This window comes from Shewanella zhangzhouensis, assembly GCF_019457615.1.
Taxonomy (GTDB): Bacteria; Pseudomonadota; Gammaproteobacteria; order Enterobacterales; family Shewanellaceae; genus Shewanella; species Shewanella zhangzhouensis.
On sequence record NZ_CP080414.1, the window covers coordinates 4,105,741 to 4,125,850 of the forward strand.

The 20,110-nt window shown below is 57.8% G+C and carries 14 protein-coding genes; 12 read left to right on the top strand and 2 right to left on the bottom strand.

The genetic code is table 11. The features are described 5' to 3' along the window. The first annotated feature begins 278 nt into the window (after positions 1–278). The 8 genes from K0H63_RS18055 (at position 279) to K0H63_RS18090 (ending at position 13,479) form a co-directional block, all read left to right on the top strand. Positions 279–1,049, top strand: a complete 771-nt coding sequence (locus K0H63_RS18055; protein WP_220065872.1) for a GntR family transcriptional regulator — start codon at positions 279–281, stop codon at positions 1,047–1,049. Next, positions 1,046–1,930, top strand: a complete 885-nt coding sequence (gene prpB / locus K0H63_RS18060) for a methylisocitrate lyase (RefSeq protein ID WP_220065873.1) — start codon at positions 1,046–1,048, stop codon at positions 1,928–1,930. Before K0H63_RS18055 ends, prpB begins: the two co-directional genes overlap by 4 nt. A 190-nt stretch (positions 1,931–2,120) precedes the next feature. Continuing rightward, positions 2,121–3,257: a bifunctional 2-methylcitrate synthase/citrate synthase gene (prpC, locus tag K0H63_RS18065; RefSeq protein ID WP_126168474.1), complete on the top strand. Its 1,137-nt coding sequence runs from the start codon at positions 2,121–2,123 to the stop codon at positions 3,255–3,257. A gap of 101 nt (positions 3,258–3,358) precedes the next feature. Beyond that, positions 3,359–5,947, top strand: coding sequence for a Fe/S-dependent 2-methylisocitrate dehydratase AcnD (gene acnD, locus K0H63_RS18070; RefSeq protein WP_220065874.1), 2,589 nt, complete (start codon positions 3,359–3,361; stop codon positions 5,945–5,947). Between the two features lie 179 nt (positions 5,948–6,126). Beyond that, complete coding sequence (gene prpF / locus K0H63_RS18075) at positions 6,127–7,320, top strand: 2-methylaconitate cis-trans isomerase PrpF (RefSeq protein ID WP_220065875.1); 1,194 nt, start codon at positions 6,127–6,129, stop codon at positions 7,318–7,320. Then, positions 7,320–8,072: an SDR family oxidoreductase gene (locus tag K0H63_RS18080; protein ID WP_220065876.1), complete on the top strand. Its 753-nt coding sequence runs from the start codon at positions 7,320–7,322 to the stop codon at positions 8,070–8,072. The genes prpF and K0H63_RS18080 overlap by 1 nt, the downstream gene beginning before the upstream one ends. Position 8,073: 1 nt before the next feature. Beyond that, entirely contained in the window at positions 8,074–8,685 is a 612-nt protein-coding gene (locus K0H63_RS18085; RefSeq protein ID WP_220065877.1) for a LysE family translocator, read from the top strand. A 309-nt stretch (positions 8,686–8,994) separates the two neighbouring features. Continuing rightward, positions 8,995–13,479, top strand: a complete 4,485-nt coding sequence (locus tag K0H63_RS18090; RefSeq protein ID WP_220065878.1) for an EAL domain-containing protein — start codon at positions 8,995–8,997, stop codon at positions 13,477–13,479. Between the two features lie 93 nt (positions 13,480–13,572). Here K0H63_RS18090 and K0H63_RS18095 read toward each other — a convergent pair whose 3' ends face one another. Beyond that, a complete protein-coding gene (locus K0H63_RS18095) occupies positions 13,573–14,658 on the bottom strand; it encodes a branched-chain amino acid aminotransferase (RefSeq protein ID WP_220065879.1) in 1,086 nt (361 codons plus the stop codon). A 377-nt stretch (positions 14,659–15,035) separates the two neighbouring features. On the opposite strand from K0H63_RS18095, the gene K0H63_RS18100 reads away from it, so the two are divergent. Continuing rightward, the gene (locus K0H63_RS18100) at positions 15,036–16,199 is read left to right on the top strand and encodes a CaiB/BaiF CoA transferase family protein (RefSeq protein ID WP_220065880.1); all 1,164 of its coding nucleotides are present in this window, start codon (positions 15,036–15,038) and stop codon (positions 16,197–16,199) included. 160 nt (positions 16,200–16,359) lie between these two features. On the opposite strand, the gene K0H63_RS18105 is transcribed toward K0H63_RS18100, so the two are convergent. Next, positions 16,360–17,190 carry a choice-of-anchor H family protein gene (locus K0H63_RS18105; protein WP_258405613.1) on the bottom strand — a complete coding sequence of 277 codons (831 nt, stop codon included), beginning with the start codon at positions 17,188–17,190 and terminating at the stop codon, positions 16,360–16,362. A gap of 244 nt (positions 17,191–17,434) precedes the next feature. On the opposite strand from K0H63_RS18105, the gene K0H63_RS18110 reads away from it, so the two are divergent. The 3 genes from K0H63_RS18110 to K0H63_RS18120 are packed head-to-tail and all read left to right on the top strand — an operon-like array spanning position 17,435 to position 19,844. Beyond that, entirely contained in the window at positions 17,435–17,737 is a 303-nt protein-coding gene (locus K0H63_RS18110; RefSeq protein ID WP_203325194.1) for a PepSY domain-containing protein, read from the top strand. Positions 17,738–17,739: 2 nt separating this feature from the next. Beyond that, a complete protein-coding gene (locus K0H63_RS18115; protein WP_220065882.1) occupies positions 17,740–18,414 on the top strand; it encodes a response regulator transcription factor in 675 nt (224 codons plus the stop codon). After that, on the top strand, positions 18,414–19,844 hold the full coding sequence (locus K0H63_RS18120) for an ATP-binding protein (RefSeq protein ID WP_220065883.1): 1,431 nt from the start codon (positions 18,414–18,416) through the stop codon (positions 19,842–19,844). The genes K0H63_RS18115 and K0H63_RS18120 overlap by 1 nt, the downstream gene beginning before the upstream one ends. The last annotated feature ends 266 nt before the right edge of the window (positions 19,845–20,110 follow it).

The window sequence follows — 20,110 nt, forward strand, 5'->3', positions numbered from 1 at the left end:
GCTGATAGCCACATCATCCCATGCCTTGCAGACAAAGTGCAAAACCGCCAGTTGTTGACAATAAATCTTTAGATCGCGTTGTAACGCAAACAACACAGCAAACAAGTCAAAAGCACATTAACACTATAAATCAAAATCTTACACAGAAATTAAATCAAAAGATGTTATTGCTTAGACTTACGTCTACGTCAACAGATTGTTGACAATCCGCCCTAAGAGGTCTAATTTTCAACCATTGTCAGCGACAGGGCCGCCGTCGAAGCGGCAACAAGCACTCAATGAGCCAGAGCAACCTTAAAGATCTCAGCACTGAACGCAGCGCCAGCGAGCGCGCCACGGCCACCCTGGCCGATCAGATCCTGAGTGCCATTCAAACTGCCATCATCAAGGGCGAACTGGCCCCCGGCAGCAAGATCAACGAACAGGCACTGGCCGCCCAATTCGGCATCAGCCGCGGTCCCACCCGTGAAGCCCTGCAAACCCTGGAACGCCAACGTTTGGTGGTGCGCATGCCCCATGTGGGTGCCCGGGTGGCACAGCTGTCGGTGGAAGAACTGAACGATCTCTACGACCTGCGCTCCACGCTGGAAGCCATGGCCTGTCGCCTCGCCGCCGAACGCATCACAGAGGCACAGCTTGCCGAGTTGCAGGCGCTGCTCGAACGCCAGGAAGCCGCACTCAAACAGGGCGACACCTATTTTCAGGAGCAGGGTGATGTGGACTTCCACTATCAAATCATTCGCGCCAGCGGCAACAAACACCTGCAGGAAACCCTGATGGGTGGCCTGTACCACCTGCTGCGCATGTACCGTTATCAGTGCAGCAACCACCAGCGCCCAAGCCGTGCCATCGCCGAACACAGACGTATAGTCGAGGCCATTGCCGAGCGTGACGGAGAGCTGGCAGCGCTCTTGATGCAGCGCCATATCGAACAGGGACGACGCAACACAGAGGCGCGTCTTAAAGAACTCAAGGCCGAGGCAAGCGCCCGTGAGCACAGCTCAGCTACCTTCGCCAACAAACAGCAATTAAAGGGAGAGACAGCATGACCCACAGCGCAGGCAAGCGTTTTCGCGACGCACTGGCACGCTCCAAGCCACTGCAAATCGTCGGCACCACCAACGCCTATTTCGCTCTGATGGCCGAAAAAACCGGCTTTCAGGCCCTCTATCTGTCCGGTGCCGGGGTGGCCAACGCCTCCTATGGTCTGCCGGATCTGGGCATGACCTCCATGAACGATGTGCTGATTGATGCCGGTCGCATCACCTCAGCCACCAAGCTGCCACTTTTGGTCGACATCGACACCGGCTGGGGCGGCGCCTTCAACATCGCCCGCACCATCAAGGAATTTGAAAAGGTCGGTGTTGCCGCGGTGCACATGGAAGATCAGGTGTCGCAAAAGCGTTGCGGCCATCGCCCCAACAAGGCCGTGGTCAGCACCGAAGAGATGGTTGACCGCATCAAGGCCGCCGTGGATGCCCGCACCGACGAGAACTTCGTCATCATGGCCCGCACCGACGCAGTAGCCGTAGAAGGCCTCGACGCCGGTATTGAGCGCGCCCAGGCCTACATCGAGGCCGGTGCCGACATGATTTTCGCAGAGGCCCTGACCGAACTGCCCCAGTACCGCAAGTTCAAGGATGCGGTAAAGGCCCCAATCCTCGCCAACATGACCGAATTCGGTCAGACCGAGCTGTTCGACAAGTCCGCCCTGTATGAAGCCGGTGCCGACATGGTGCTGTACCCGCTCGGCACCTTCCGCGCCGCCAACCAGGCAGCCCTTAAGGTGATGCAGGCGCTGATGAACGATGGCCACCAGCGCAATGTGTTGGGCACCATGCAGAGCCGCAAGGAGCTGTACGAGTTTTTGAACTACCACAACTTTGAAGACACGCTGGACCGCCTGTTTGCCGAAGGTAAAAACAAATAAGCCCCGGCAAAACAGCAAAATAGAAAGCAAGGACGAAGACAGCGGGGCATAAAGCCCAGGCAGTAGCTGCTTCCCGCCCCGGTCAAGACCCCGGGGCACCAAAAGTAACCCATAAATAGTGCCGGGACCCCATCGACCCTACCCGATGCCGGCAGCCAAGAACAAACGAGTTAACGAGAGGGAATGCAAAATGGCTGAGACAACCGATAAAAAACTGAGTGGTGCAGGCCTGCGTGGTCAGAGCGCCGGTGAAACCGCCCTGAGCACAGTGGGTAAATCCGGCTCAGGCCTCACCTACCGCGGCTATGACGTAAAAGATCTGGCCGAAAACGCCAGCTTCGAAGAAGTGGCCTTCCTCATTCTCTACGGCGAGCTGCCTACTCAGCTGGAGCTGGACAACTACCGCGCCAAGCTCAAAGGTCTGCGCGGTCTGCCACAGGCACTGAAAGAAGTGCTGGAACGCATCCCCGCCAATGCTCACCCCATGGACGTGCTGCGTACCGGCTGCTCCATGCTGGGCAACCTGGAAACCGAACACAGCTTTGCCGACCAGTTTGACGTGACCAACCGCATGCTGGCGGCCTTCCCATCCATCATCTGCTACTGGTATCGCTTCAGCCACGATGGCGTGCGCATCGAAACCGAAACCGATGACGAGCAAATCGGTGCCCACTTCCTGCACCTGCTGCACGGCAAGGCGCCATCTGCACTGCACGCCCGGGTAATGGATGTGTCCCTCATCCTCTACGCCGAGCACGAGTTCAACGCCTCTACCTTTACCGCCCGCGTCTGTGCTTCGACCCTGTCTGACATGCACTCCTGCGTAACCGGTGCCATCGGCTCACTGCGTGGCCCGCTGCACGGCGGCGCCAACGAGGCGGCCATGGAACTGATTCAGGATATGCGCGACGAGCAGCACGCCCGCGACGTACTGGCCGGTATGCTGGAGCGCAAAGAGAAAATCATGGGCTTTGGTCACGCCATCTACCGCGAGTCCGACCCACGCAACGCCATCATCAAAGAGTGGTCTGAAAAACTCGCCAGGGAATACGGCGATGACCGTCTGTACCGTGTTTCCGTGGCCTGCGAAGCCTTTATGTGGGAACAGAAGAAACTCTTCTGTAACGCCGACTTCTTCCACGCCAGCGCCTATCACTTCATGGGCATTCCCACCAAACTGTTCACCCCCATCTTCGTATGTTCCCGGGTCAGCGGTTGGACCGCTCACGTGATGGAGCAGCGCAGCAACAACCGCATCATCCGCCCAAGCGCCGATTATGTGGGTGTGGAACTGCGCAGCGTGACCCCCATCAGCGAGCGCGGCTGATAACAGCGGGGCCGACGAGCAGTCGGCCCCAATAACGCCCGCAGCACCAAAACAACAGCCACTCATTATTCGCGCCCCTTTTGCATGTCTGGAACGCCGTTATGAACACTCAATTCCGTAAGCCTCTGCCCGGCACCAATTTAAGCTTCTTCGATACCCGCGAGGCGGTGGACGCCATCGCCCCCGGCGCCTTCGACAAACTGCCCTACACTGCCAAGGTGCTGGCCGAAAACCTGCTGCGCAAGGCCGAGCCTGCGCGCCTGAACGACTTCTTAAGCCAGCTGATTTTCCGTAAGCAAGACCTCGACTTCCCCTGGTTCCCTGCCCGTGTGGTATGCCACGACATTCTTGGCCAAACGGCACTGGTTGACCTTGCCGGCCTGCGGGATGCCATCGCTGCCAAGGGCGGCGACCCGGCCAAGGTAAACCCTGTAGTGCCAACCCAGCTGATTGTGGACCACTCACTGGCGGTGGAGCACGGCGGCTTTGAAAAGGATGCCTTTGAGAAAAACCGCGCCATCGAAGACAGACGCAACGACGATCGCTTCCACTTTATCAACTGGACCAAAAAGGCCTTCCGCAATGTGGATGTAATTCCACCCGGCAACGGCATCATGCACCAGATAAACCTGGAAAAGATGTCACCGGTGATTCAGGTGCGTGATGGCATCGCCTTCCCCGACACCTGCGTCGGCACCGACAGCCACACTCCCCACGTGGATGCCCTCGGCGTTATCGCCATCGGCGTTGGCGGCCTCGAGGCCGAAAACGTGATGCTGGGCCGCGCCTCCTGGATGCGCCTGCCGGATATCGTGGGTGTTGAGCTCACCGGCAAGCCAAACCCCGGCATTACCGCCACCGACGTGGTGCTGGCACTGACCGAATTTTTGCGTAAAGAGCGGGTGGTAGGTGCATACCTCGAGTTCTTTGGCGAAGGCGCCAAGGCGCTCACTCTGGGTGACCGCGCCACCATCTCCAACATGACCCCCGAATATGGCGCCACCGCCGCCATGTTCTATATCGACGAGCAGACCATCGACTATCTGCGCCTCACCGGCCGCGACGAGCAGCAGGTGCAGCTGGTTGAAAACTATGCCAAAACCACAGGCCTGTGGGCGGACTCCATGACTGGCGCCGACTATGGCCGGGTGCTGACGTTTAACCTCTCCAGCGTAGTGCGCAACATGGCCGGGCCTTCCAACCCCCATGCCCGTTTGGCCACCAGCGACTTGGCCGCCAAGGGCATTGCCGCCGACTGGCAAGAAGAAGCAGGCAAGATGCCCGATGGCGCTGTGATCATCGCCGCCATCACCAGCTGTACCAACACCAGTAACCCCCGTAACGTGATTGCCGCGGGCCTGATTGCCCGCAACGCGGTGCAAAAAGGTCTGGTGCGCAAGCCCTGGGTGAAAACCTCTCTCGCCCCCGGCTCCAAGGCGGTTGAACTGTACCTGAAAGAAGCAGGCTTGTTGCCGTATCTTGAGCAGCTCGGCTTCGGCATTGTGGCTTTCGCCTGCACCACCTGTAACGGCATGAGCGGCGCGCTGGACCCAGTGATTCAGCAGGAAATCATCGACCGGGATCTGTACGCCACCGCCGTGCTGTCGGGCAACCGTAACTTCGACGGCCGTATCCACCCTTACGCCAAGCAGGCATTTCTGGCCTCGCCGCCTTTGGTGGTGGCCTACGCCATCGCGGGCACTGTGCGCTTCGATATCGAAAAAGATGTGCTCGGCACTGATGCCGATGGCAACGCGGTAACCCTTAAAGACCTGTGGCCAGAGGATGCGGAAATCGATGCCATCATCAAGTCGTCGGTGAAGCCTGAGCAGTTCCGCGCCGTGTACGACCCCATGTTCAATCTCGCCGTGGAATACGGCACCGAGAAGCCACTCTACGACTGGCGTCCACAGAGCACCTACATCCGCCGTCCACCCTACTGGGAAGGCGCCCTTGCCGGTGAGCGAACCTTAAGCGGCATGCGGCCACTGGCGGTGCTGGGTGACAACATCACCACCGACCACCTGTCACCCTCCAATGCGATTCTGGCAAGCTCAGCCGCCGGTGAGTATCTGGCCAAAATGGGCCTGCCGGAGGAAGACTTTAACTCCTACGCCACCCACAGGGGCGACCACCTGACCGCCCAGCGCGCCACCTTCGCCAACCCCAAACTCTTCAACGAGATGGTGAAAGACGAAGATGGCAAGGTGAAGCAAGGCTCACTCGCCCGCCTCGAGCCGGAAGGCAAGGTGCTGCGCATGTGGGAAACCATTGAGACCTACATGGAGCGTAAGCAGCCGCTGATCATCGTGGCCGGTAAAGACTATGGTCAGGGCTCCAGCCGTGACTGGGCCGCCAAAGGCGTGCGTCTTGCCGGTGTTGAAGTGATTGTGGCCGAAGGCTTCGAGCGCATTCACCGCACCAATCTGGTGGGCATGGGCGTGTTGCCGCTGGAGTTTATGCCGGGCGAAACCCGCATGACCTATGGCATTGATGGCACTGAAACCTTCGATGTGAAGGGCGAGCGCACCCCGGGTGCAGCCCTGACCCTGTTGGTGCACAAGAAAGATGGCCAAACCCTGGAAGTGCCGGTGAAGTGTCGCCTGGATACCGCAGAAGAAGTGTCCATTTACGAGGCAGGTGGGGTTCTGCAACGCTTCGCCCAGGACTTCTTGCAGGGAAGTGTTTGAGCGTTCTCTTGCCGCGATCCCCACGCCGGGAGTGCTCATGTATCGGCTGATACACTCCGCGCTCCCGGCTCGGCCTCACAGCAAGATCTCCGCTCTTGAGCAGATTGAAGTGAAGTCAGAAATTGGCTTTGCTCTCAGACCTGTCAACGAAAGATATTAATGTCAAAGGATTCAATGCTATGGCATTTAAACCACAGATAAAAATTCCAGCCACCTATATGCGTGGCGGAACCTCTAAAGGGGTGTTTTTCCGCCTCGACGATTTGCCCGAGGCGGCCCGGATGCCGGGTGCAGCCCGTGATGCACTGCTGCTGCGGGTGATTGGCAGCCCCGACCCCTATGGCAAGCACACCGACGGCATGGGCGGCGCCACTTCCAGCACCAGCAAGTGCGTGATCATGAATAAAAGCAGCGTGCCCGGTCACGATGTGGATTACCTCTATGGGCAGGTATCCATCGACACCGCCTTCGTCGACTGGAGCGGCAACTGCGGCAACCTGTCCACCGCCGCCGGTGCTTTTGCCATTCATGCGGGCTTGGTTGACGCTTCCCGGGTGCCTGAAAATGGTATCTGCGCAGTGCGGATCTGGCAGGCCAATATCGGCAAAACCATTATCGCCCATGTGCCTGTTACTAATGGCGAAGTGCAGGAAACCGGCGATTTCGAGCTGGACGGGGTGACCTTTCCGGCGGCCGAAATCGTGCTGGAGTTTGTCGACCCTGCTGATGACGGCGAAGACGGCGGCGCCATGTTCCCCACCGGCAATCTGGTGGACGAGTTGGACATACCCACCGAGGTGCATCCAAGCGGCAAAATCCGCGCGACCCTGATAAATGCCGGTATCCCGACCATTTTTGTCAATGCCGAAGACCTTGGCTATCGCGGCGACGAGCTACAGGAAGCCATCAATGGCAACCCGGCAGCCCTTGCCATGTTCGAGCAGCTGCGCGCCCACGGTGCCATCCGTATGGGACTTATCAAGACCCTGGATGAAGCCAAAACCCGCCAGCACACCCCCAAGGTGGCTTTTGTGACGAGGCCCATGACCCATGTGGTGTCGAGCGGCAAGACAGTGCAGGCGAATGACATCGACCTCTTGGTACGGGCGCTGTCCATGGGCAAGCTGCACCACGCCATGATGGGCACGGCAGCGGTGGCCATAGGCACGGCGGCCGCAATTCCCGGCACCCTGGTAAATCTCGCCGCCGGTGGCGGTGAGCGGCAGGCGGTACGTTTCGGTCACCCATCCGGTACCCTGCGCGTAGGCGCCGAAGCCAAAGAAGCAGGCGGCCAGTGGACTGTCACCAAGGCCATCATGAGCCGCTCGGCGCGCATCCTGATGGAAGGTACAGTGCGGGTGCCCCAGGACTGATGTCGCAATTTACGCCAGCAGTACTCATCACAGGTTCCGGCAGAGGTATAGGCGCGGCGACCGCAAGGCGTCTGGCCCAAATGGGCTGGCGTATTTGCCTTAACTACCGCAGCAACAAAGCCTCTGCCGAGGCACTGGCCGAAGAGCTTTCGGCCATCACCGAGGTGATCTGTGTCCAGGCCGATGTGGCGGACGAGACGCAGGTGTTGGCGCTCTTTGCCCGTATCGATGAGGCCTTTGGTGGCCTCACCCATCTGGTGAATAACGCCGGCATCTTGCTTGGGCAGATGCCCCTGCTGCAGATGGATGCCGAACGCATCAATCGGGTGCTCAGCGCCAATGTCACCTCGCAGTTTCTCTGTGCCCGTGAGGCGGCAAAGCGGATGTTAACGCTGGATAAAGACGTAAACCGCGCCATCGTCAATGTGTCGTCCGGCGCGGCGCGCACCGGCAGCCCGAATGAGTATGTGGACTATGCCGCCAGCAAGGGCGCCATCGACACCTTTACCAAGGGGCTGTCCATTGAGCTTGCCCCCGCCGGTATTCGGGTTAATGGCGTGCGCCCCGGGCTTATCCATACCGACATACATGCCGACGGTGGTGAGCCCGGCAGAGTGGCCCGATTGCAAAGCCGGATCCCCCTTGGGCGGGGCGGTGAAGCCGAAGAGGTGGCCAATGCCATCGTCTGGCTGCTCAGCAATGACGCCAGCTTTGTCAGCGGCAGCATTATTGATGTCACAGGAGGCCTGTAGCTTGTTTGAAGCCTTATCCTTGCTGGCAGTCGCCACAGTGCTGTTGCTTGGATCTCCGGGGCCGGCGCCGCTGACCCTGGCAGCCCTTGGCGCCGCACAGGGGTTCAGACGCAGCCTGCCGTTTTTGGGCGGATTGATAGCGGGTTTACTGCTTATCATGTTGGCCGCTGCCAGTGGCCTTGCCAGCTTGCTGCAAAGCTTTCCTGTGCTGGCAAGCACGCTCAAGTGGTTGGGAGCCGCCTATATTCTGTATCTCGCGTTTCGCATTGCCACCTCACCGCAGGTGACGGCAAGCAGCGACAACGCCGTGGGCTTCAAAAATGGGCTGCTGTTTAACCTGATGAATCCCAAGGCCTATATGGCACTGCTGTCGCTGCTGAGCCAGTTTGCCCTGCCCCTTGGCAACCCCCTGGCAAGCTACGCACTGACCATCGCCGTGTGCCTGCTGCTGGCGGTACTGGTAGATGGGCTGTGGCTGGCGCTTGGCAAGCTTGCGGGCAGCAAGCTGCAATCACCCAGGCAGATAATCTGGCTTAAGCGTTTGATGGCAATGGGGATATTAGTAGCCCTTGTGCTATCTCTTTCACAGGGCATAGCTGCTACAACGGCTTGATTCACCACAATTTGACTTAGCAGCACCATGACGCTTTTTCTTTGCGGGCAAGGCTGACTGCGACCGGTTTTTAAGGCTCCGCTTATTCCCTTCCGGCGGGGCCTTTTTTCTTTTTATCGTTTTGTGTTACATGCAAATTGACACACCTTTCCCCGACGCTAAAATCTAACACTGACAACAAATATGAAACACCAGGTTCCATCCTCTGCAAGGATCGCAGTGCATCCATGCCGCCCGGCACAATAAATCCGGGTCGTAAACAGACGCAGCCCACTGCGCACAGGCCAATACCTTGAAGATTGGAGAAGCATGTTTCGAGCACTCATTTGCGCTCTGTTGAGTTTGATTCTGCTGCTCGGTGCCTTACCGGCCAGTGCAGATCACGGCAGCTATCACTATCACAACACCCTGGAATTTCAGCATTTCAGCAGCAGTGACGGCCTGAATCAAAACACAATCACCCGCCTCTATACCGATAAGGCCGGCATGCTCTGGGCTGGCAGTCAGGACGGGTTGCACTATTTCAATGGCCAGGAATTTGGCGTCTTCTTACCCGATCCCATCAATACCAACAGCCTGTCGGAAGGCTACATCACTGACATAGTCCAGGATCCGGAAGGCTTCCTGTGGATCAGCACCTACACCCAGGGCCTGAACCGTCTGGATTTGCAAACGGGCCAGTTCACCCGCTACGGTGAAGTCGATGGTTTGAGTGAGCTCAGGGTCAGCCGTCTGGCCGTCATCGGCGACAGCCTTTGGATAGGCACAGAAAAGGGCCTATTTGCCATGCAGCGCAAAAGCGGCCAGATTCGCCCCATTCCCCTTGGCAATGCCCTGACACCCCAAATAACCAGCCTGGGCAGTATAGAAGATGAGTATCTGTTAGTGGGCACCCAGGCCCACGGCACCTATGCCATCAGCAGCAACAACATAGTGAAGCTCAAGCTGCCCTCCACCAGTCCGGTCAATCAAATCCACAGCATAGGCAATATCGCTTACCTCGCCATTGGCAAAGAGCTTTGGCAGTATGAAATGGATACCCATGGGGCAAAATCACTCTGGCAGAGTGAACCCCAGGGATTCTTCCATGGCGACATCCGGGACTTTACCCTGGCCTCGGCCGAAGAAATCTGGGCGATAGCCCCGGGTGCCGGGTTGATTGAGCTGGAAAAGACCGACCGCTGGCGCGCCCGCTACCACAGAAACAACTCCCGCAGTTTTCGCGACATCAGCGACAACAACCTGATGAGTGTCCTGCTCGACCCCAACGGGGTGCTCTGGCTCGGCGGCAGCTATTCCGGGCTGGATAAAATCAATATCCGCCGCCAGTACTTCGAGCACCTGTTCGACAACAGCGTGGCATTACCCAAACAAATCAATATGGTGCGGGCTATTCATCAAACCCGCGAAGGAGTCATCTGGGTTGGCACCGAAGGCGCTGGCTTAAAAACCCTCAAACCCAACGAAGACAACTACCAATACCATACCCATCTCTTTGCCAATGCCCTTAACCTTGCCCCCGAAGCCATTTCGCTGGTGGTGCGTGACATTTTCGAAGACAAAGACGGCTCGCTCTGGTTTGCCAGTAATTATGGTCTGGGGAATCTGCAGCCTTCCGGCGCCTTCAGGCTGCTCCACCCGCCCGAGCACAAGGGTCAGGGGCGCACCCTGGCCATAGACAAACACGACACCCTCTGGTTGGGGTCTGACGAGGGATTGTTTTACATGCCCATTTCGGGCACTGAGCTCAAGCGTTTCCCCCTGGATGAAACGCTGGCCGACAAGTTGGTGGTGCGCCAGATTCTGGTGCTGGAGTTTATCGACGACTGGCTCTGGATTGGCACCCTGGATGGCCTGATTCGCCTCAACACCAACACCAATGAAACTCAGGTATTTACCCACGACCCAGCCAACAGCAACAGCCTGGGCAACAACCGTGTCCGCGATATCTACGGTGCAGCCAATGGCGATGTCTGGGTGGGCACCCACGGTGGTATCAGCATATTGCGTCAGGAGGAAAATGGCTGGCACATTCGCCATTTAACCAGCAATGAAGGGGTTCCAAGCGATACCATTTATGCCATTTTGGAAGACAAACTGGGGCAGTTCTGGTTTTCCAGCAACGCCGGTATCAGCCGTTTTACCCCAGGTGAAGACAGCATCATTACCTTCAATAAATTTGAGGGCCTGCAGGAGCAGGAGTACAACGGCGGAGTGAAATTTGCCGGACAGGATGGCTATTTCTGGTTTGGCGGCATCAATGGCATCACCCGCTTTGAACCAGAGCACATCCCCAAGAGCCGTCAGGAACCCCCTCTGGCGCTCACCAGCTATAGTCTGGGCGACAAACGCACCCGGATTCTCGACCTGAGCGCCCCGCCCAACGTTGAGATGAATTTTGAAGACAAGGTCGTCAGCTTTGAAGTCACCTCGCTGGACTTTTCCTATCCGGGCATTGATCAATTTGCCTATTATTTACAAGGATTTGACAGCCAATGGCGCAGCGCTCAGGCCCAGGCCCGCATCACCTATACCAACCTGAGTCCGGGGAACTACCTGCTCAGGGTTCGCCATGGACTGGTCGCCAACCCCCTGGGTTACCAAATTCTTACCGTGCCCCTGACCGTGGTCGCCCCCTGGTATCGCACCCCTCCGGCCTATGTGCTGTACGCCCTCACACTGGCCGCCATCCTTGGCTGGTTCTGGCGCGAAAGGCGCTTCAAGCGGCGCCAAAGACGCGAGTTTGAAACCAGCATCCGCACCTCGGAAGAGCGACTCAAACTGGCGCTGTGGGCCTCGGGTGATGGTATGTGGGACTGGGATATTCCCAGCGGTCAGGTATTCCGCACCCGTATGCATCCCCATACCCAGCAACAGCTCAATGGTCCCGTGCTGATAGAACGCATCCATCCGGAAGATAAACCCAGGGTGCTCCATGCCATCGACCAGCATATGGATGGCAGCCGCGCCTTTTACGAGGCCGAATACCGCATCGAAGATAAACCTGGCCACTGGATATGGATCATGGACAGGGGCAAGGTGGTAGAGCGGGATAAACATGGCAAGCCGGTGCGTATGGTGGGCACCCACAAGGACATCACCAGCCGCAAAAACAGCGAAAACGAACTCAGGCTGTCGGCTCAGGTGCTGGCCAGCATGAACGAAGCCGTGGTCGTGGGCGGCCTGGATTATCGTATCGCCTCGGTCAACCCGGCCTTTAGCCTGATCACCGGCTTCAACCCCGAACAGGTGCAGGGTAAGCATTTCCTGTTTTTAACCCACGACCGCAAACAGCATCAAATTTACGAAACCATAGAACAGCAACTGCTGCGCAACAAACACTGGGCGGGTGAGCTGAAAATCCGCACCCGGGATCAACGCTCCATTTTGATTTGGCTCGAAATCAACCAGGTACTCGACAGTAAATCCGAAGCCAGCCACTTTGTGGCCGTGTTTACCGACATCACCGACCGCAAAAAGGCCGAAGAAGATTTGCGTCTCCTGGCCTCCTACGACCCGCTCACCAACCTGCCCAACCGCACCCTGTTCCAGGACCGGCTCGATCATGCGCTGGCCCAGGCCCACAGAACCGGCAACATGGTGGCCTTGCTGTTTTTGGATCTCGACCGCTTCAAACACATCAACGACTCCATGGGCCACCACATAGGGGATCTGCTGCTCAAGGCCGTTGCCCACCGGCTGCAAAACTGTGTGCGTGAAGGCGATACTGTTGCCCGCCTGGGTGGTGATGAGTTCACCATCATCCTCGAGGGCGTGGCCAAGACCAAGGCCGCCACCGTGATTGCCGAAAAGCTTATTCGCGCCTTCCAAACGCCCTTCGTACTTGAAGATCAGGCCCTGAACATTTCACCCTCCATAGGGATCAGCCTTTACCCCATGGATGCCAGCGACAGCACCTCGCTGTTGAAATACGCCGATACTGCCATGTATCACGCCAAGTCGCTGGGACGGAACAACTTCCAGTTTTACACCCTGAGGCTGAACGAATACGCCATGCGCCATGTGCAGCTGGAGGCCGGTATCAAGCAGGCCATCGTCCGTCAGGAACTCAGCCTGGTGTTCCAGCCCAAGTTCAGGGTCAACGATGGTGGCATCACAGGCTTTGAGGCGCTGCTGCGCTGGAACAGCAAGGAGCTGGGGCCCATTTCCCCTGCGGAGTTTATTCCGCTGGCGGAAGAAATCGGCATTATTAATCAGCTGGGGCACTGGGTAGTCAACGAGGCCTGTCGCCATATGGCACATTTTGCTGCCGCAGGGTTTGATGACCTGCATGTGGCGGTCAACCTGTCGGCGCGCCAGCTCAAGGCTGATATTCTGTCCACCATCGAAGTGGCCTTGGCGGTGGCTGGCCTACCGGCAAAATGCCTCGAACTGGAACTGACCGAGTCGATGATCATGAAGAGTCCACAGGAATCTGTGGCCGTATTGCAGCGGCTCAAGGCTCTTGGGGTGTCACTGGCGGTGGATGACTTTGGCACCGGCTACTCGAGCCTCGCGTATCTCAAGCGCTTCCCGCTGGATACCCTGAAAATCGATCGGGAGTTTGTGCGCGACATCAGCACCGACCCGGACGACGCCGCCATCACTGGCGCCATTATCGCACTGGCCCACAGTCTGGAATTGAATGTGGTGGCCGAAGGGGTTGAGAACGAAGCCCAGCTCGAACACCTGCGCAAACACGGCTGCGATCAGGTGCAGGGCTTCCTGCTTGGCAAGCCCATGTCGGCACGGGATGCCATGGCACTGCTGAAAAGCCGCAGCTTCGAGACCTGATACTTGTCCCTCTGGGTTACAGGCATAAGAAAATAACCAACATGAAAAAAGGCTCCCAATGGAGCCTTTTTGCTGTGGTGAGTGCCCCAGCTATCAGCTACGGCGCTCGACCTTGCGAACCCAGCCTTCCGGCGCAGGGCGCAGGCCCTTTTGCATCTCGGTGTACACCTTGTAGATGTGGCCGATGCGCTCACCCACCTTGCCATCGCCCACGGTCACGATACGGCCATCTTCAAAGATGTAAGAGCCAACGGGGGAGACCACAGCGGCAGTACCAAAACCACCGGCCTCAACGATCTCACCGGCTTCGATATCGGCAATAAAATCGCTGAGTTTTATCGTCTCCTGACGCACTTCGCAGCCCAGTTCTTTACCCAAAGCCAAAATCGACTCAGAGGTGATGGAGCGCAAAATGGTATCGGTAAACTCAGGAATAATCAGGGTGCCGTCTTTACGGATATGGAAGTGGTTCATGGCGCCCACTTCCTCGATATATTCGTTGGTGGAATCCAGATACAACACCTGGGCAGCGCCATGCTCGGCGGCAGCCTTACCGGCGCGCAAGGATGCGGCATAGTTACCGGCGGCCTTGGAGGCGCCTGTACCACCGGACACAGCGCGGTGGAACTGGGTGGTGATCAGCAAACGAATGGCATTGAGGTTTTTGCCATAGTAGGCACCGCTTGGGCTCAGCACCACACAGAAGGTGTACTGGTTTGCCGGGCTCACCGACAGGCGGTCTTCAGTGGCAAATACAAAGGGGCGGATATAAAGACAGGCACCTTCCTGACGGGGGAACCACAGGCGGTCCACATCAATCAGGGCGTTGATGGCCTCAAGCTGCACGGCTTCCGGAATGTTTGGGATACAGACAATGTCGGCCGAGCGATTGAGGCGCTGGGCATTTTTGTCCAAACGGAAGGTGTAAATTTCACCGTCGTCATGCATAAAGGCTTTGGCGCCTTCAAAGATAGACTGGCCATAATGCAGCGCCATGGCGCCTGGCATCATTTCAAAGGGGCCGTAGGGCAAAATACGGGCGTTCTGCCACTGGCCATCCTTGTAGTCCATCATAAACATATGGTCGGTTCTAAGCTTGCCGAATCCAACGTCTCCCTGAGGTTCAAAGGGCTCAGTGCGGCGCTCTGATGCGGGTTTTAAATTGTACTTTATATCCATTGCATACCACCTTGATGACTGACCTTGCAGACTAGGGAGCAGCAGGGATAAAGTCAATAGCGGCGCTAAGGAAGGCGCGAACAAGTCCTCGCACAGCTCTGGCTTTGATAGCGACGACAGTTCAAGGCATTCAACTGAAAGCATGCCGAGGCCTGCTGAAGTTGAATAACGCCGAAATGGTGTTGCTATTAAAGCCCCGTAGGGCGTGGCTTACAGCGGTATCTGCGACGTTACAGTTCTTGCGAAGGACTAGGGCCATTCGCTGCGAACTGTGCCTTGCAGCTATCCACTTTAAGCACACGCAGAGCAAGCACGGGACTTATTCGCACCTTCCCTAGTTCCAACAATAAGAAGCTGTAAACCGTTAAGGAAACTCCATGAAACAACCGCTCAAAGGCCTGCGGGTATTGGATTTATCCAGAGTGCTGGCCGGCCCATGGTGCAGCCAGTTGCTGGCCGATATGGGGGCCGAGGTCATCAAGATAGAACACCCCGACGGCGGCGACGATACCCGCCACTGGGGGCCGCCCTATGCCGGGGGGCACAAAGAGGGGGATGCTGCCTATTTTCTGGCCGCCAATCGGGGGAAAAAATCCCTGCTGCTGGATTTGAAAAATCCTCATGATGTGGCACGAATTCAAAAACTTGCCCGCCACAGCGACATACTGCTGGAAAACTTCAAAGTGGGCGGCCTGGCTAAGTACGGTTTGGATTATGAGAGCCTCAAGGCGATAAACCCCAAGCTGGTGTATTGCTCGGTCACAGGCTTTGGCCAGAGCGGCCCGGACGCGCCCCGGGCGGGCTACGACTTTATGATACAGGCCATGGGCGGCCTGATGAGCCTCACCGGTGATGCGCTAAGCGAGCCCATGAAAACAGGCGTTGCCATTACCGACCTCTTTACCGGGCTTTATGCCGCCAATGCCATTCTGGCGGCCATAGTGGCGCGCCAGTCATCAAACCTTGGTTGCCATATCGATATGGCGCTGTTTGATGTGCAGCTCGCCATGCTCGCCAATCAGGCGCAAAACTTCCTCGCCGCAGGCACCAATCCGCCCCGCCTTGGCAACGCCCACCCCAATATCGTGCCCTATCAGGCCTTTGCCTGTGCCGATGGCCACCTGATTTTGGCGGTGGGTAACGATGGGCAGTTTGCCCGCTTCTGCGAGCTGGCAGGACTCAATGAACTGCCCAACGACAGCCGCTTTGCCACCAATGCCGGGCGGGTCAGCCACCGCGAGGTGCTGCTGCCTCTGATAAAGGCCGCCATGCTGAGCAAAACCAAGGGCGAGTGGCTAACGCTGCTTAACGGCGCAGGTGTACCCGTAGGATCCATCAACACAGTATCTGAAGCCCTCGATGAGCCACAGGCCAAACACAGGCAGATGCAAATAGTGCGTGACTTTAACGGCGAAAGGCTGCCCTTTGTGGGCAGCCCGGTGAGGATGGATGGCGAGTCGCTGAACTCGCCGCTGCCACCGCCATTACTTGGGGAGCATCAGCAAGAGCTGCTCGCCTGGCTGGATGGACTTGAAGCGTGAATGGGGAGTCGGGAATGTTGAATGTTGAATGGGGAATCGGGAGTCGGGAGTCGGGATTAGGGAATAAGGAAGGGTTCTGAATCGAGGGCTTCGTTTAACAACAAAAGCCGCGGTGACTCCCATTGCGGCTTTTGCGTTGCTATCGTTTACGGTCTACGGTCTATTTCCGCTCGCGGCGGCGCAGACAGGCACCCAGTGCCAGCAGAGCCAGCGCACCGGCGCCCAGGCTGCCGCCACCTTCCACATCGATCACCACCTCTTCACGATCATAGTTGGCGCTCTCCAGCGGCAGGGCATACAAATCATTGGTATCGTCCGCGCTGATGGTGGCCACTATGTCGCTGTAACCCACTTCATAGAGGTCAATCAGCACATCGTAATGATCGGTGCCATAGCCCTGGGCCAGGGTGGTCACCACCTCGTAGTCATCCAGCTCATTGGCACCGCGAATGTAAAAGGTCTCAGTGGTGAAGTAACGCACCCAGTCACCGCCGTTGCGGCTCAAATACAGCTCGGCATACACGGGCACCGACTCGTCGGGATAGTTGGAATACACATCCGCATCGAAGGTCACCGAAAAGCTGCGATGGAAGCCATCGTAGTCCCTGTCTTCAAACAGGCGGGCAAAGGCATTGTAAAAACTGAACTCGTGATACACGCCGTAGCTTTGCTGGCGGCTGCGCTGCAGTTTGGCGCTGGTTTCTTTCTGCGCTGCCACCTGCTCACGGGTCTTGGGCTCGGCGGCCACGGCCTGGATTTGCTGCACCCTGGCCTTGAGTTCACTGGCCATGGCGTCGTCCACATAGCGGCTGCTGTCTGGCTTGTCGCTGAGCTGAGCCCCCACGGCCGACACCATGGGCGCACCAATAGGCGTTCCTGTTTGTGTGCCTGTTGCTGTTTCTGCATAGGCCGAGGTGCCCGCCAGCATCATGGCTGCCATGAGGGTTTTGATACTCAGGGAAGAAAGTGTGCCTTGGAATGGAGTCTTCATAGTCGCGTCCTCATACTGACTTGTTGAAGCCATTAAATCCGTTTCGCCATGAACGCTTCCTGAACGCGGTTTTTGAGTACTTTCAGCCAATGTTCAGCCGTCAACCGCTATCAATATGCCAATGGATTTCCAGAGGCGCCCCCGGATGGCACAACGCATCCTGCGAGTTAAGTCGCTGTTCGCACTTTCCTTTCACGCGGGGGATCTTTTACACTGGCACCATTGATACGCAGAGAGAAAAGACATGAAACACCGGTTTTTGCTGACAATCCTGTTTGGCGCCTGTCTGCAACTGGCAACGCCGGGCACAGCCATGGCGAAGGCCTATGCCCAGATGAACAATCAGGGCCAGCAGCAGTCGCTTAAGGTCACCAGTGGCGATCAGGCCGCCGGTATGGCCGCCAGCCGCTATCCGGGCCGGGTGCTCAAGGTCAGCCGCAGCCAGGTGGGCGGCAATCCCGGCTACCGGGTCAAGATGGTCAGCAACGACGGCAAGGTCTTTTACGTATCTGTGGATGCCCGTACCGGACGGGTTGGGAGAGACTGACAATGCGCCTGTTACTGGTTGAAGACGATGCGGCTCTGGCCGCCAATCTGGGGGATCACCTCAGAGAAAGCCTCTACAGCGTGGATGTGGCCGCCGATGGCGAGCTGGGGCTGTTTCAGGGGCTGGAATACGACTACGACGCCGCCATTATCGACGTGGGCCTGCCCAAACTCGATGGCATCAGCCTGGTGACCAAACTCAGGGCCGAGGGCCGCGAGTTCCCCATCCTTATCCTCACCGCCCGCGACAGTTGGGAAGACAAAGTCGAAGGCCTGGATGCCGGTGCCGACGACTACCTCACCAAACCGTTCCACCCACGGGAACTGGCCTCACGCTTAAAGGCGCTTATTCGCCGCAGCGCCGGTAAGGCAAGCCCCATCATCGAAAACGGCCCCGTTACCCTCAATACCGCCAGTGGCGAAGTGCTGCTTGGTGGCGAGCGGGTCAGCCTGTCGGCCTCCGAATTCCGCCTCCTGCAATTTTTGATGATGCACCGGGGCGAGGTGCAGTCCAAAACCGTGCTCACCGAGCATATTTACGATCAGGACTTCGACCTCGACTCCAACGTGATTGAGGTGTTTATTCGCCGGCTGCGTAAAAAGCTCGACCCGGACAATAAGCTCGGGCTGATTGAAACCCTGCGCGGCCAGGGCTACCGGCTGAACCTGCTCAACTGATGTCAGACCCAGCCTCTACGCCAAAGCCTTCGCCTGAACCAAAGCCTGCGCCTGAGCCTTTATCTCAGCCGAGGCCAGCCTCCGGCGTTATCGACCGCTTATCGCTGAAGACCCGCCTTTTCGTCAGTGCCGCCATCCTGGTGGCGCTGCTGCTGCCAGCACTCGGCATCGCCCTGTTTCAGGCGTTCGAGCGTCAGGCGCTGGCGGGCAGCCGCGACGAGCTCGGCGCCCTTATTTACTCGGTACTGGCACAAACCGACGTGATAGACGGCCAGCTGGAAATGCCGCCTTTCCTCAACGAACCCCAATTCAATGTCGATGGTTCAGGTCTGTATGCCGAGGTGCGCTCAGGCTCTGGCTCTGGGAAAGGTGAAGTGCTGTGGCGCTCCGGCTCCCTGATTGGCCACGGCGCCATCGACAAGCTGCCCAGCCCCGCTCCCGGCGCCGATGCCAAGGTGTTTGGCGAAACCACACTCAATGGCGAGCCGCTGTTCGTCATGAGCTTTACCGCCCTGTACGAGAGCAAGGGCGTGGATGTGCCCTTAAGCATTCATATTCTTAAATCCCAGCAGCGCTACCGCGAGGCGCTCACCGAGTTTGAATCCAGCCTGTGGCGTTATCTGCTGCTGGCGCTGGCGCTGCTTGCTGTGGTGCTGGGGCTGTGGCTGCGCTGGACCTTAAAGCCGCTGTCACGGTTCGAGGCCGAACTAAAGGCCGTGGAGCACGGCGACAAGGAGCGCATAGACAGCGACTACCCGGCGGAGCTTGGGCCGCTGGTGCATCAGCTCAACTCGCTGTTAACCACAGAGCAAAACCAGCGCAAGCGTTACCGCAATGCCCTCTCCGACCTGGCCCACAGTTTAAAAACCCCGCTGGCAGTGCTGCAAAGCCACCCGGGGCTGGATGAAGCCGTGATGGAGCAGGTGGACAGCATCAGCCACTCAATCAGCCATCAGCTGAAGCGGGCCCAGAGCGCCGGCGCCGCCTCCTGGCACCAGGGGGTAGAAATCCTGCCCCAGGCCGAGCGGTTAAGTCGTACCTTAAGCAAAATCCACGGCGACAAGGGCATCGACTTCGAGCTTAAGCTCACGGCCGATTTGGTGTTCAAGGGCGATAAGGGGGATTTGACCGAGCTTTTGGGCAATCTTCTGGATAACGCCTGCAAGGCGGCCCGTTCACGGGTGTGTTTAACCGCCACCAAGCACGATGGCAGGCTGCGGCTTATCGTCGAGGACGATGGCCCCGGGGTGGACGATTCGATGCGGGAGAAGATTTTTGAGCGCGGCATCCGCGCGGATACCTATGACAAGGGACATGGGATAGGGCTCGCCATAGTCCGCGACCTGACAGACGCCTATCAAGGGAAGCTGCGGGTCGAGCGCAGTGATTTGCTCGGTGGAGCGAGGTTTGAGGTGTCTTTCCCCCAGTAACTTGGTTCGCTTGACTTAGCGATAGGAAGTTTTTTTGAAGTCGTTTTTCAAACGACTGAAAGCGATTTTGTTGCTCTTCGAGCAACGAGAGAAATGAGTCGCTTTGCAAGCGACAGAAGGTCGTGGGTCTTCAACCCACACCCGAGGAAAGGGGGCCGTTTCGACAGGCCCCCTTGTCCAATCCCCCAGCGACCCCAGACGAAGCCGGACACTTTGGCCTTATGGGCTGAAAACGGTCACCGCGACCGACTCGCTCCAAGCTCGAC

Bases quoted from the DNA above. Each gene is read 5' to 3' on its own strand.
- K0H63_RS18055 (WP_220065872.1), top strand. From the start codon at position 279: ATGAGCCAGAGCAACCTTAAAGATCTCAGCACTGAACGCAGCGCCAGC.
- prpB (WP_220065873.1), top strand. From the start codon at position 1,046: ATGACCCACAGCGCAGGCAAGCGTTTTCGCGACGCACTGGCACGCTCC.
- prpC (WP_126168474.1), top strand. From the start codon at position 2,121: ATGGCTGAGACAACCGATAAAAAACTGAGTGGTGCAGGCCTGCGTGGT.
- acnD (WP_220065874.1), top strand. From the start codon at position 3,359: ATGAACACTCAATTCCGTAAGCCTCTGCCCGGCACCAATTTAAGCTTC.
- prpF (WP_220065875.1), top strand. From the start codon at position 6,127: ATGGCATTTAAACCACAGATAAAAATTCCAGCCACCTATATGCGTGGC.
- K0H63_RS18080 (WP_220065876.1), top strand. From the start codon at position 7,320: ATGTCGCAATTTACGCCAGCAGTACTCATCACAGGTTCCGGCAGAGGT.
- K0H63_RS18090 (WP_220065878.1), top strand. From the start codon at position 8,995: ATGTTTCGAGCACTCATTTGCGCTCTGTTGAGTTTGATTCTGCTGCTC.
- K0H63_RS18095 (WP_220065879.1), bottom strand. From the start codon at position 14,658: ATGGATATAAAGTACAATTTAAAACCCGCATCAGAGCGCCGCACTGAG.
- K0H63_RS18100 (WP_220065880.1), top strand. From the start codon at position 15,036: ATGAAACAACCGCTCAAAGGCCTGCGGGTATTGGATTTATCCAGAGTG.
- K0H63_RS18105 (WP_258405613.1), bottom strand. From the start codon at position 17,190: ATGAAGACTCCATTCCAAGGCACACTTTCTTCCCTGAGTATCAAAACC.
- K0H63_RS18110 (WP_203325194.1), top strand. From the start codon at position 17,435: ATGAAACACCGGTTTTTGCTGACAATCCTGTTTGGCGCCTGTCTGCAA.
- K0H63_RS18115 (WP_220065882.1), top strand. From the start codon at position 17,740: ATGCGCCTGTTACTGGTTGAAGACGATGCGGCTCTGGCCGCCAATCTG.
- K0H63_RS18120 (WP_220065883.1), top strand. From the start codon at position 18,414: ATGTCAGACCCAGCCTCTACGCCAAAGCCTTCGCCTGAACCAAAGCCT.